Genomic DNA, 12,011 nt, shown 5'->3' with positions numbered 1-12,011 from the left:
AGTTACCCTTCCTTCTCAATCTTTTCTAGGCTTTCGCGGAGCATTGGTCCGTATTCGTACTTGCCTGGACAGACAAAGGTACATAGGGCCAAATCCTCAGGATCTAACTCCAGCGCGCCCAGCTGTTGCATGCTATCTGTATCGCCAGCACAGATATCACGCAGCAGCATTGTTGGCTCGATATCTAGTGGCATTACTCGCTCATAATTACCGATTGGTACCATGGAACGATCACTGCCATTGGTCGAGGTGRTCAAATTGAAAAGTTGGCCTTTGAATAGGTGACCAAGGTAAGCACGCGTCACTGAGAAACGGTTTTTACCTGGCGACAACCAACCAAACAGCTCTTTCTCATTGCCTTCGCGCAATACAGAGACTTGCAAGTGGAAACGACCCAAATAAGCATGTGGGCCAGACGCTTTTGTCCCCGACAGCACAGAGCCAGAGATAACACGGCTTTCACCCGCCATTAGCTCGCCTTCAGTCAGCTCATCAAGGTTCGCGCCTAACTGCGTGCGCACCAAGCGTGGCTTGTTAACCATCGGGCCAGCCAATGACACCACACGGTCAGTGTTGATTTCACCGGTAAGGAACAAGTGGCCAAACGCAATCGCATCTTGATAGTTCAGATGCCACACCTTTTTCTCCATGCTTGCTGAGCGCAAGTGGTGGATATGGGTGCCAACTAAGCCTGCTGGGTGAGGACCAGCGAAGACATGTTGTTCAACGTTAGGTTGCTGACTGGTGGGTAACTCAACATCCGCTTTACAGACAAACACTTTTTTGTCAGTTAAGCAGGAGAGTACATCAAGACCTGCAACGAATGCCTCTTTTTGCTCATCAATGATCACCTTCGGATCCGCGGCGAGCGGATTAGTGTCCATCGCATTAACAAAAATGGCTTCCGGCACCGCATCAATAGCGGGTGAACGGCTGAACGGACGTGTACGGAGCGCGGTCCACATGCCCGACTCAACTAATTGATCAACCACCGCTTGGCGCTCAATGGAGGCCAATTGCGAGGCTTCGTACTTGTTGAATGTCACTTGCTCGTTGCCATCGACTTCAATGACGACAGACTGAAGAACACGTTTGGCACCGCGGTTGACTTCAACCACTTTACCGGCTGCGGGAGCAGTAAATACCACACCTGGGTTTTTCTTATCTTCGAAAAGACCCTGGCCTTTTTTCACCACATCACCCACTCGCACATGCATCGTGGGGCGCATTCCAACGTACTCTTCGCCAAGCAAGGCGACTTTCTTGACAGCTGGGCCATCATTTATCACCTGAGCAGGAGTCCCAGCAATGGGGATATCCAAACCCTTTTTTATTGTAATCATACGCACTTGCACTACATTAACGGGAAAAAGAATTCTGTTATTGCGCAGTTAAAGACACGACTTTCGACTGTATGGTGGCCTGAGGGCGCACCGTCGCAACATCCTGCTAACCATGACGTTACACAAAGGTAGCCTAGGTTAGTCTTTAAGCACGGCATTCTATCACTAACCCCAGTATTGATTCTATGGGTATTGTCACCAGGGCGTGGCAATTATGCATACCTGTACAAACAATGCTCGTTGTAAGCTCACAGTTTTACTGTTGTTTTTTTGCTCGCTTTAAGGTTAGGGTACCCAACCTCAAGCCCTTGGCGTTGTGTGCCAAGCGACGCATTGATAGGCACGCCAACGACGACTTTATGTAAGAATTTGTTGCCATAACGTGAAGAATCAACACGCCTAAGCACATTGGCTAACTCTTATTTCAAACCACCACCGCGACATGCGGGTGAGTCTGGCGCATGTGCTTGCTCTTGCCACTCTTCTGGGGTGTAAGTGTGAATGGCCAATGCATGAATATCATCAGCGAGCTCGTCCGCCAAAGTGGTATTGATAGCACGATGACGCTGTATTAAACGCTTACCTTCAAACTCATCTGATACCACGACAACCTTAAAGTGGCTCTCTGCCCCTTCAGGTACGTTATGCATGTAGCTTTCATTGCGGACATCAAGATGAACAGGCGCAAAAGCCTGGGTCAGTTTCTCTGTAATTTGCGTTTGAATTTTCATGGCTTCCCCAACCGATTAAGGGCAAGTTGCCCAGATCTTAGTCGTTATCTATAAAATTGCGAATTCAATAGCCTGATCACGCCATCATTAATGGCATACGCACCGAGTTTGAATTGCAGTTGTGGTGTGAGTGCGACAATATACGCAGTCTGTGACCTCCGACGCAAACGCTCCCATGAAAACAGAACTTGCAACCCCAAGCGGCGAATCTCCCCTGACACTACACCGCTACCCGCGCCGAAAAAATGAAACGCTCCAGGCCTTTGATGCGGCAGATGAATATATCATTGAGCACGCTAGCACCTGGCAACTTGAGGCCGGCGATCGGGTTTTAATTCTCAATGATCAATTTGGCGCGTTGAGTTGTTGGGCAAGCGCGCTGGGTTGTGACGTGGTCTCCGTCAGCGACTCCGTGGTGTCACAACAAGCAACCCTCGAGAATCTTCGCCAAAACCAGCTTCCAGACATTGAGCTGGTAAAGAGTACGGAACCACTGCCTAAACGGTTTGATGCGGTGCTCATGCGGGTGCCTAAAAGCAGTAAAATGTTGGCATGGCAACTTCAGCAACTGGCTTCTGTGACGACACCGGCCACACGCATCCTCGCCGGTGCCAAGGCAAAAGAGATCCATACCTCTACGCTGAATCAGTTTGAGCACTGGCTTGGGGCAACCACCACCTCGTTGGCAAAGAAAAAAGCGCGCTTGATTTTTGTTACCGCTAACGCCCAGACTCAAAAGCCAACCGAGCCACTTAGCTATGTCGATGTGCCTGAGTTTTCGATGCGCTTGGCTAATTGGCCCAATGTTTTTTCCGCCAAAAAGCTGGATATCGCGGCTTACTTAATGCTTCCGCAAATCCCAAGTTCGCGCGACGAAAGAAAAATAGTGGATTTAGGCTGTGGTAATGGTGTGCTTGCCCTGCAGGCGGCACGTACCAACCCACAGGCATACATTTATGCGGTCGATGAAAGCCATATGGCCGTCGCCAGCGCAAAACACAACCTTGAAAGCCATGGTATTGACGCGCGCCGTTTCCAATGTGAAGCACGAGATTGCCTTACCGGTTTTGAACCCACAGATATTGACCTAGTGTTATGTAACCCACCCTTTCACCAGCAACAAACCATCACTGATCACATTGCTTGGCAAATGTTTTGTGACGCAAAACGTGTTCTGACCACGAATGGTGCGCTTTTAGTCATTGGCAATCGTCATCTTGGCTATCATACTAAGCTAAAACGTCTTTTTGGTAACGTGACTGTCGTTGCGTCAAATAAAAAATTCGTTATTCTCAAGGCAGTCAACGCCCAATTTTAACAAAAGGATGCTGAACCCCATGAAGAAACTGATTATTGCCGCCGCTGTGCTAGTCCTAGCGGGCTGCTCAACACCTCGCGAGCCACAACTAACGATTGCACCGTCTCCAGCGTCATCCAATCAGCAACAGGTCAACAATCTTCCTGTGGTGGTAAAGAGTAAGGACTTACGGACGGCTCAATTCGTCGCGGTGATTGATAGCGGTCGCTCCAATGTCAAACCTTTACATGCCAGCCAAAACTTGCGCGTGGTTCTTGAAGACACACTTTCACGCCAGCTTTCTGCACAAGGGTTCCGCGTCGTGGCGAACGGCCCTGGCATGCTACGTTTAGATATTCTCGACGCGTTAGTTCGTGTAAAACACACGGTGTTTAAGCACGATATGGAAGCGTCCGTACAGCTGCAACTGGTCGCTGAATCGCCCGATGGCCGCTTTGTAAAACGTTATACCGGCAAATCAACCCAAAGCGGCGTTAGCAGCGCCTCGCCTGATGATATCGAAATGGCATTAAACAACCTGCTGGAAGCTGTCTTACAAGACATCGCCAATGATGAGCAACTGCTTGATCACATGAAAGCGCACTTTTAATCATGAAGGTACGCGCACTTTTATGGGTACTTGCACTGGCGGTTGCGCCAGTGCACGCCAATGTGATGGTGGCCGTTGAAACAACCCAAGGAGACTTTGTCTTGCAACTTAATGAGGACAAAGCCCCCAAGACGGTCAGCAACTTTTTACGCTATGTCGAGGATGGCAGTTACATCGGCACCCAATTTCATCGGGTGATCCCACGTTTTGTCGTACAAGGAGGCGGATTTGATAAAGACCTCAATCGCCGTCCATCCTATGAGCCAGTCGATAATGAGTCGCGTAATGGCCTGCGTAACCGTCGCGCGACTATCGCGATGGCCAGAACCCAAGATCCGGACTCTGCCACCCGCCAGTTTTACATCAATGTCAGTGATAATGGCTTTTTAGATGCAACCCCCAACAAGCTGGGGTATGCCGTGTTTGGCCGCGTGGTGGAAGGATTTAACACTATCTTGACCATGACCGAGCAGCCAACCGTTACTATCCCCAGCAAACGGATGCAGGACGTCCCTCAACAACCGATTATTATTACCGCTATCGACCGTGTGTCGTCACCCTAGTATTCATGTAGGCCCTTTGCTATGCAGTCATCCAAGCTAAAAACGACCTTGGCGGCCTACGCCGACCGTCGCCTGCTCTTTGTTTTTTTAATGGGGTGCTGCAGTGGTTTCCCTTGGGTATTAATTGGCTCCAACTTAAATGGTTGGCTCGCCGATGAGGGGTTATCGCGCACGGCCATTGGCCTTTTTGGCTCTGTGTTTGTCCTTTACGCCGTCAACTTTTTGTGGGCCCCCCTGCTCGATAGGCTTAAGATCCCGGTATTGAATGAGAAGCTCGGCCATCGCCGCAGCTGGATTGTGGTGACACAATCATTGATGCTTTTAGCCACCTTGGCCTTGTCTCGCGTTAACATGCAAGGCCTGCAAGCGATCGACCCATGGGTCACCACTCTGGTTCTTTCGTCATTGATTTTTTCTATCGCCCTCGCATCAGCCACGCAAGATATCGCCATTGATGCCTTCCGTATCGATAACTTCGCCGAGCACGAAACCGAGAAGTTTCCGCTCGCCTCGGCCATGTCGGTCATTGGTTGGTGGACAGGTTATTCCGTGCCTGGCTATATCGGTTTTATTAATGCCGATGCCATAGGGTGGAGCCAAGTTTATGTGATTATGGCCGGCTTTGTCGGCTTAATGATCTTGGCTACCCTGTATGTCAAAGAGCCTGTCAGTGATCGCGAACAGCGCCAAGACAAGGCCACCAAACATTACCTCAATCAAGGCTATAGTGGCTTCCAAGCTTGGTTTGCCGTCACCGTCGTGGAACCTTTTGCCGAGTTCTTTCGTCGCAACGGTATCAATGTAGCCCTCACGCTGTTGTTGTTTGTGTTTTTGTTCAAATTGGGCGAAGCCTTTCTCGGTCGCATGTCGATCGTGTTTTACAAAGATGTCGGCTTTACCAATGAGCAAATTGGCTATTACTCCAAGCTGGTCGGCTGGGGACTCACCGTGGTCTACACCCTGATTGGCAGCTACATTAATCTGCGCTTTGGCGTGATTAAAGGCCTATTTATTGGCGGTGTCGCCATGGCATCCAGCAACTTAATGTTCGCGTGGATTGCGATGGTCGGCCCCAACGAGCATCTGCTACTGGGTGCCATCTTGGTAGACAACTTTACCTCAGCGTTTGCCACCATTGCGTTTGTCTCCTTTTTAACCTTCTTAACCGGTCGCGCGTTCTCAGCTACCCAATATGCGCTGCTCGCGTCCTTGGGGAACTTAGGTCGCACCACAGTCGCGTCATTCAGTGGCATGATGGTCGACTGGCTCGATAGCTGGTCAACATTTTTCGTAATAACTGCGTTAATGGTGATCCCGGGACTGGTCATGCTGATCTATATTGGCAGGCACTTTCGCCAACCTCCGTCACAAAATGATAAGCGTGCTGGACACTGCCTAGATTCCCGTCGCGACTAACCCTGACATATCACAGTGGAGTGCAAAATTTTGTGCGACGCTGTGATTGTTTTAGTAACAAARATCACATAAAACTGTCATGCAACGCTTTACAACTTGCCGCGGATCACAGCCTTTTTTTGTGTCTATGTTTATTACATTCTTTATAGTGAACTTAATCAATATACTGCCTCTGTCCAATGCGCACTGCGCAACAACAAGACCCAGCAGAGGCAGTCACTATGAAAAAATCCCTACTCGCACTCGCCGTTATCGCCGCCAGCGGTGTATCCGTTGCCAACGCCGCCGATTACTCGGATGACATTTACAAAAATGATCATAAATGGCTTCAGTTTAATGCCATGTATGCCATTAACGAAAAGCCGCAATTTGGTGATGACACCGATAAAGACCACAACTATCTAGAAATGGAGTTTGGCGGCCGTAAAGGCGTGGTCGATCTCTATGGTTATGTGGATATTTTTGACTTGGCAGAAAGCGACAGCGACAACAACAATAAGAAAGACGCCGCTAAGTCCTTCATGAAATTGGCGCCACGCTTCTCGATTGATGGCATCACCGGACAAGACTTGTCGTTTGGCCCTGTACAAGAAGTCTACTTCTCGACCTTGTTTAACTGGGGGGGCGGTAAGTCAGACACAAATAATTCATTCTGGGGTATCGGTGCCGATGTTGAGCTACCTTGGTTTGGCAAAGTGGGCATGAACCTTTATGGCTTGTATGACATCAATAAAAAAGATTGGAATGGCTATCAGTTCTCGACTAACTGGTTTAAACCTTTCCACTTTTTCGACAATGGCAGCTTCCTGTCGTACCAAGGTTATATCGATTACCAATTCGGTGCTGACGATACCTTTAAAGGCAGCAGTCAGGCGACCCATGGCGGTGCGATGTTTAACGGCCTGTACTGGCACTCAGATAACTACGCCCTCGGCTATGGCCTAAAAGCATACAATGACGTCTACTTAATTGAAGATGCCGGTACAACTGAAAGCTCGGGTATTTCTCACTACCTTAGCGCGACCTACAAGTTCTAATCTATCCAGCGCCGGTCCCTGCCGGCGCTTTGCTCCCTGCTCTATATTGTCTGTGATACACTGGCCTTTTCATCGATAGGCAAGTGTCATGCGGATCACCTTGATAGGCGCGGGTGCGATCGGCACCTTATGGGCGGTAAAATTAAGCCAAGCGGGTCATCACGTTCATCTTATCACCCGCGATAGCGCTCATCAGCGAGAGCTCAACCTGGACGGCGCCTCCCTTACCTTGCCCGCCAATCAACCAGACGTACTTCGATACAGTGATCTTTGGCTGGTATGCACAAAAGCCTATGACGTGCAAGCAGCCTTAACCCCGTGCTTTACTCATCTTGAGCCGGAGACCATGGTGATGTTGATGCATAACGGCATGGGGCCGCATCAATGGCTCATTAATTCTCTACCAGCCAGCCAACCGCTGCTACTCGCAACCACCTCGCAAGGTGTATTTCGTGCTGAAACAGGCGAGTATCAACATACGGGCAATGGCCCCACGGCGCTCGGGGCAGGTAACAAAGCCGGTGAAGCCTGCCAGTTTCTCGCCGATGTGTTGGATCATGCCTTGCCGACAGCAACCTGGCAGACCAATATCATTGAATCGCTATGGTATAAACTGGCAGTCAATAGCGTCATCAACCCGCTCACCGCTTTACACAGGATAAAAAATGGTGAGTTGCTCAAGCTTGATTATGAGCCAATCATTGATGCGCTGTGCCAAGAGTTGGCCACGGTAATGCGAGCAGAGCGGATCCTTGCCTCTGCCACCGAAGTGCGTCAACGCGTGGAAACGGTCGCCAAGGCAACCGCAGACAACTACTCTTCAATGAATCGGGATGTGTTTTATCAGCGCTCCACAGAGCTGGAATACATTACAGGCTATGTGTTACAACGCGCACAGGCACACCAGATCTCAACCCCACATCACCAGCAGCTTTATCAAGCCATGCAACAAGCACAAAGGAATAAGGAATCATCATGAGTGACAAACGCATCCTGATTTGTATTGCTAACGGCACTGAAGAAATGGAAGCCGTGACCGCCATTGATGTCATGAAGCGCGCCGGCTTTAACGTCACTGTCGCCAGTGCTGATCCGGATGGCGCGCTGACGCTAACCTGCTCGCGTGGCGTGAAGCTAGTTTGCGACGCGGCGCTGGCGATGGTGGCCGATCAACCGTTTGACTGTGTGATCTTACCCGGAGGGATTGAAGGCGCGCAGTGTTTGGGGAACAGCAACCTTGTGACTGAAATGGTTAAACAACAACAGAGCGACAATGCGTGGGTCGCTGCGATTTGTGCCGCACCGGCGCTGGTGCTACAACGCCACCAGCTATTCCCACAGTCACACATGAGTTGTCACCCGAGCGTTAGCGATCAGATCCCAGAGCAATGGCTAAGCCGCCGCCGCGTGATGACCGATTATGACCACCGTTTAATTACCAGTCAGGGGCCAGGCTCGGCAATGGAGTTCGCGATTGAAATCGTTCACGTGCTCGGCGGCAAAGCCTTGGCATGGCAAGTCGCGGAGCCGATGATGCCTCTGCCTCAACTGCATTATGAGAAAAAGTTTACAGAAGGCTAGGCTCATGCAAGGCTCAAACGTAAACAGGCAGCCAAATGGCTGCCTGTTTTTATTGCGGCAAAACTGCGTTACACCCGATACACTTTAACATTCTCAAAGCCCATATCTTTAAGATACAGCGCCTGCAAGCGACTCATCACGCCTCGCTCGCAATAGAGCAAATAGGTTTTCGTTTGGTCAAGGTCGCCAAACTGGGTCGCCAGTTTAAAGAAGGGAATATGCACGATATCGACGCCCTCAATCTCAAGAGGCTTATCTTCTTGCTCTTCACGGCTGCGAATATCAAGCACGACCGCGCCGTTCTCTACCTCATTAACCAGCTCCGCTTCCGGCGCTTTTTCTTGGCTCAATGCTTCGATATCACGGATATCCATCACAGTGGCGTTATCAACCACTTGTTCTAGCAAGCTAAAATCAAATTTGGTTTCTTCGTGTTCCAGCTTAGCTTTTTCGGCTTTCACCGTTGGCTTTTTGGAAATCACGCCACAATACTCAGGCATGGTCTTGGCGAAATCTTCCGTACCAATTTTACGCGCCGTTTGAATAATGTCTTCTTTGTCCCAATTAATCAGTGGACGCAAAATCAAGCTATCGGTGACATTATCAATCATGCGAAGGTTGGTCAGTGTTTGGCTCGACACCTGTCCTAACGCCTCACCGGTCACCAGTGCCTGAATACCAAACCGTTTGGCCACCATGGCCGCCGCACGCATAAACATACGCTTAAGCACCACGCCCATTTGCGCGTTATCGATATTTTCCAGGATGTTGTTAACAACTGGCTCAAAATCAATCGAAATAAACTTCACTTTGGCCGACGAACCAAATTTATTCCATAGGTAATGAGACACCTGCTGCACACCCGTTTCATGCGATTTTCCGCCTAGATTAAAGAAACAGTAGTGCACTTTACTGCCGCGTTTAATGTGCAAATAACTGGAAACGCCTGAATCGAACCCGCCAGAGATCAAGCTCAATACATCTTCCTGTGTACCGAGCGGAAAGCCCCCTAAGCCTGCGTGACGATGTTTCACCACGTTGAGCTTGTCGTGGTCCACTTCCATCATCACGGTGACATCCGGTTTTTTCAGTTGCACGCTGGCCGACGGGACGGCTTGGTTTAATCCGCCACCGACATAGCGCTCAAGATCGATAGAGGTAAAGTCATGCTGCCCACGACGCTTAGCGCGCACACAAAAGGTTTTGCCTTCGATTTGATGACGTACGTCCGCCAAAGTGAGCTCATAGATATGATGTAAATCGTTAAACAGGGTTTGCTCAACCTCAAGCACAGTTTGCACGCCTGGTGTGTTGGTCAGCACATCCAAAACCAATTGGCGCTCGTTAGGTTGTTTTAACGTCACCTCAATGTGATCCCGACGGTTATATACCGCCGTATTATCAGTCCGACGCTTTAAAATATTACGAATATTGCACTCGAGGATTTTTGTAAAACGCTTTCTGACTGACTCACTTTTGACGATCACCTCAGGGTGAATTTTAACGATAAACTTCATAACCGGTTCGATACAGCTGGAAACAAGGCCGCGGATTATACAATAACCAGGCTGCCGCTGAAACCGGGTATTTTTGCGTCGCTAAAAAGTGGGAGTGACCGGTGATAACTTGCCTTATCAGACAGTCAGTTATCACCGGGATAGGCCGCTAGGGGGCATTGGGGGCCGCGTTCTCGGTAGAGATTTCATCCGAATAGGTGGGTTTTCCTTGGATCACAGCAATTTCCACGCGTCGGTTAGATGCACGGTTTTCCGGTGAGTTGTTCGGGGCACGCGGCTTGGTATCCGCCAGGCCTTCCACTTTCATCCTTAAATGGTTAAAACCAGGCACTTTCTCCATCTCTTGTGCCACTGACACCGCACGCTGTGCGGAGAGATCCCAATTGGATCGGTACAGCTCTGACTCCAAAGGTGTGCTGTCGGTATGTCCTGAGACTTTTATTTCCCCCGGCACGTCTTTTACCAGTTGCGCGATTTGACGCACCATTGGGCGGAACTTAGGCTGCAGAAACGCCGAGTTTTGTGGAAACGCTCCTCTTTCGCGGATCCTTATCACCAACTGTTGCCCTAAATTCTCTACTTCAACCGCGCCTTCATCGATTTCGCGTTGTAACGCCTGCATCAACGCCTTTTGCAGCTGCTCAAGTTGCTGCTGCATTCGCTGCTGCTCCAGTTGCGACGCCACTTGGGCGCTGGTGCCGCCTTCCTTATCTGATGTATTGCGTTGGGAGCCGCCCGACCGATCATCTTCGCCCTCTTGAAAGTCCAAGGTGCGCTGCGTCATATCAATGGTTTGCTGCATGATGACTTCAATCGGTGTCGGCTCTGGGCGTCCCGGACGGAACTCCTGGGCAATCACACTGGTCCCTTTGGGAATGTCTTTCACCTCAAGGACATTTTGTACCCCGAAAGCGAACTTCATCGAACCGGCAATTTGCTTAAACTTAAGCACATCCATCTCTGAAAATGACAACAGAAGGACGAAAAAGCACATAAGAAGCGACATCAAGTCCGCAAACGTCCCCATCCACGGCGGTAAGCCGGGAGGCGGACATTTGCATTCCTCTTCTTCTTGTTGTTGTGCCATGAAGACTCCTTAATTGGCGCTCGCTGAAGCCAAAACCTCAGTCCGATTAATTATCGACATCAACCTCACGCTTACCCTCATTGAGATAGTTTTTCAAAAAGCCATCAATGACACGCGGGTTTTGTCCATCTTGAATCGCAAGTAAGCCGTCCATAATCAAGCGTCGATTCAGTTTCTCTTGCTCCTTGCGCAAGGCAAGTTTATTGGCGATGGGGGTCGCCACCATGTTGGCCAACATCGCACCGTACATGGTGGTCAACAAAGCAACCGCCATTGCAGGGCCAATCGCCTTCGGATCATCCATGTTCGATAGCATGGCCACCAGCCCTATCAAGGTCCCTATCATCCCCATCGCGGGGGCCACATCAGCCAAGGCACTGTAAAAACCGATGCCATGATCGTGGCGCTCCTCGGTAAGGTTAATATCTTTGTGAAGCGTGGCGCGAACCACGTCGGCATCATGACCATCGACGAGCAAGTCCACGCCTTTTTGCATAAACGAGTTACTGACCTCCATCTCTTCGAGCGCGAGGAAGCCACCCTTACGGGCGGCGTCAGCCATCTCAATGATTTTGGCAATCAGATCCTCGGGGTCATCAGATTTGAACATGAACGCCTTGCCTGCAATTTTAAAACAGGCAAAAAACTGTCCTACGGTGTATTTGGTGAGAACAACAAATAAACTCCCGCCAATGACGATAAGCACCGATGGCACATCAAAATACATGTTCATGGTGCCGCCCAACAGCATCGCCATTATTACGAATGCGAACGAGCCGATAATGCCGATGAGCGTCGCTATATCCACGTCAGTCTCCCTTAAATTACA

Annotated in this window: 12 protein-coding genes; 7 read left to right on the top strand and 5 right to left on the bottom strand. The window is 49.9% G+C overall.

Annotated elements, in window-relative coordinates; all coding sequences use genetic code 11:
- Positions 1 to 2: 2 nt before the first annotated feature.
- Positions 3 to 1,343, bottom strand: coding sequence for a Na(+)-translocating NADH-quinone reductase subunit A (locus BZG23_RS00185; RefSeq protein WP_077606003.1), 1,341 nt, complete (start codon positions 1,341 to 1,343; stop codon positions 3 to 5).
- A gap of 419 nt (positions 1,344 to 1,762) precedes the next feature.
- Complete coding sequence (bolA, locus tag BZG23_RS00180) at positions 1,763 to 2,074, bottom strand: transcriptional regulator BolA (protein WP_046073756.1); 312 nt, start codon at positions 2,072 to 2,074, stop codon at positions 1,763 to 1,765.
- A 175-nt stretch (positions 2,075 to 2,249) separates the two neighbouring features.
- On the opposite strand from bolA, the gene BZG23_RS00175 reads away from it, so the two are divergent.
- The 7 genes from BZG23_RS00175 to BZG23_RS00145 all read left to right on the top strand — a co-directional run bounded on the left by BZG23_RS00175 (position 2,250) and on the right by BZG23_RS00145 (position 8,578).
- Positions 2,250 to 3,392 carry a methyltransferase gene (locus BZG23_RS00175; RefSeq protein WP_077605809.1) on the top strand — a complete coding sequence of 381 codons (1,143 nt, stop codon included), beginning with the start codon at positions 2,250 to 2,252 and terminating at the stop codon, positions 3,390 to 3,392.
- Positions 3,393 to 3,411: 19 nt separating this feature from the next.
- Entirely contained in the window at positions 3,412 to 3,981 is a 570-nt protein-coding gene (locus tag BZG23_RS00170; RefSeq protein ID WP_046073758.1) for a YajG family lipoprotein, read from the top strand.
- A gap of 2 nt (positions 3,982 to 3,983) precedes the next feature.
- The gene (locus tag BZG23_RS00165) at positions 3,984 to 4,544 is read left to right on the top strand and encodes a peptidylprolyl isomerase (protein ID WP_077605808.1); all 561 of its coding nucleotides are present in this window, start codon (positions 3,984 to 3,986) and stop codon (positions 4,542 to 4,544) included.
- Between the two features lie 21 nt (positions 4,545 to 4,565).
- Positions 4,566 to 5,960, top strand: a complete 1,395-nt coding sequence (locus tag BZG23_RS00160) for an AmpG family muropeptide MFS transporter (RefSeq protein ID WP_077605807.1) — start codon at positions 4,566 to 4,568, stop codon at positions 5,958 to 5,960.
- Between the two features lie 221 nt (positions 5,961 to 6,181).
- Positions 6,182 to 6,997 (top strand): nucleoside-specific channel-forming Tsx family protein, encoded by an 816-nt coding sequence (locus BZG23_RS00155; protein ID WP_046073870.1) that lies wholly within the window; start codon positions 6,182 to 6,184, stop codon positions 6,995 to 6,997.
- An 88-nt stretch (positions 6,998 to 7,085) separates the two neighbouring features.
- The gene (locus BZG23_RS00150; RefSeq protein ID WP_077605806.1) at positions 7,086 to 7,976 is read left to right on the top strand and encodes a 2-dehydropantoate 2-reductase; all 891 of its coding nucleotides are present in this window, start codon (positions 7,086 to 7,088) and stop codon (positions 7,974 to 7,976) included.
- On the top strand, positions 7,973 to 8,578 hold the full coding sequence (locus BZG23_RS00145; protein ID WP_077605805.1) for a DJ-1 family glyoxalase III: 606 nt from the start codon (positions 7,973 to 7,975) through the stop codon (positions 8,576 to 8,578). Before BZG23_RS00150 ends, BZG23_RS00145 begins: the two co-directional genes overlap by 4 nt.
- 68 nt (positions 8,579 to 8,646) lie before the next feature.
- Here the strand turns inward: BZG23_RS00145 and thiI are convergent, their stop codons facing one another.
- The 3 genes from thiI to pomA all read right to left on the bottom strand — a co-directional run bounded on the left by thiI (position 8,647) and on the right by pomA (position 11,990).
- Positions 8,647 to 10,095 carry a tRNA uracil 4-sulfurtransferase ThiI gene (gene thiI / locus BZG23_RS00140; RefSeq protein ID WP_077605804.1) on the bottom strand — a complete coding sequence of 483 codons (1,449 nt, stop codon included), beginning with the start codon at positions 10,093 to 10,095 and terminating at the stop codon, positions 8,647 to 8,649.
- A gap of 148 nt (positions 10,096 to 10,243) precedes the next feature.
- Positions 10,244 to 11,182, bottom strand: coding sequence for a flagellar motor protein MotB (locus BZG23_RS00135; RefSeq protein WP_077605803.1), 939 nt, complete (start codon positions 11,180 to 11,182; stop codon positions 10,244 to 10,246).
- Positions 11,183 to 11,228: 46 nt separating this feature from the next.
- Positions 11,229 to 11,990: a flagellar motor protein PomA gene (gene pomA, locus BZG23_RS00130; protein ID WP_046073765.1), complete on the bottom strand. Its 762-nt coding sequence runs from the start codon at positions 11,988 to 11,990 to the stop codon at positions 11,229 to 11,231.
- Positions 11,991 to 12,011 lie beyond the last annotated feature (21 nt).

Origin of the sequence: Salinivibrio sp. ML290 (assembly GCF_001995695.1) — a bacterium.
Lineage (GTDB): Bacteria > Pseudomonadota > Gammaproteobacteria > Enterobacterales > Vibrionaceae > Salinivibrio > Salinivibrio siamensis.
This window is presented reverse-complemented; position numbering and strand designations above follow the sequence as displayed.

Coding starts and splice junctions, on each gene's coding strand:
- bolA (WP_046073756.1), bottom strand. CDS start 2,074: ATGAAAATTCAAACGCAAATTACAGAGAAACTGACCCAGGCTTTTGCG.
- BZG23_RS00175 (WP_077605809.1), top strand. CDS start 2,250: ATGAAAACAGAACTTGCAACCCCAAGCGGCGAATCTCCCCTGACACTA.
- BZG23_RS00170 (WP_046073758.1), top strand. CDS start 3,412: ATGAAGAAACTGATTATTGCCGCCGCTGTGCTAGTCCTAGCGGGCTGC.
- BZG23_RS00165 (WP_077605808.1), top strand. CDS start 3,984: ATGAAGGTACGCGCACTTTTATGGGTACTTGCACTGGCGGTTGCGCCA.
- BZG23_RS00160 (WP_077605807.1), top strand. CDS start 4,566: ATGCAGTCATCCAAGCTAAAAACGACCTTGGCGGCCTACGCCGACCGT.
- BZG23_RS00155 (WP_046073870.1), top strand. CDS start 6,182: ATGAAAAAATCCCTACTCGCACTCGCCGTTATCGCCGCCAGCGGTGTA.
- BZG23_RS00150 (WP_077605806.1), top strand. CDS start 7,086: ATGCGGATCACCTTGATAGGCGCGGGTGCGATCGGCACCTTATGGGCG.
- BZG23_RS00145 (WP_077605805.1), top strand. CDS start 7,973: ATGAGTGACAAACGCATCCTGATTTGTATTGCTAACGGCACTGAAGAA.
- thiI (WP_077605804.1), bottom strand. CDS start 10,095: ATGAAGTTTATCGTTAAAATTCACCCTGAGGTGATCGTCAAAAGTGAG.
- BZG23_RS00135 (WP_077605803.1), bottom strand. CDS start 11,182: ATGGCACAACAACAAGAAGAAGAGGAATGCAAATGTCCGCCTCCCGGC.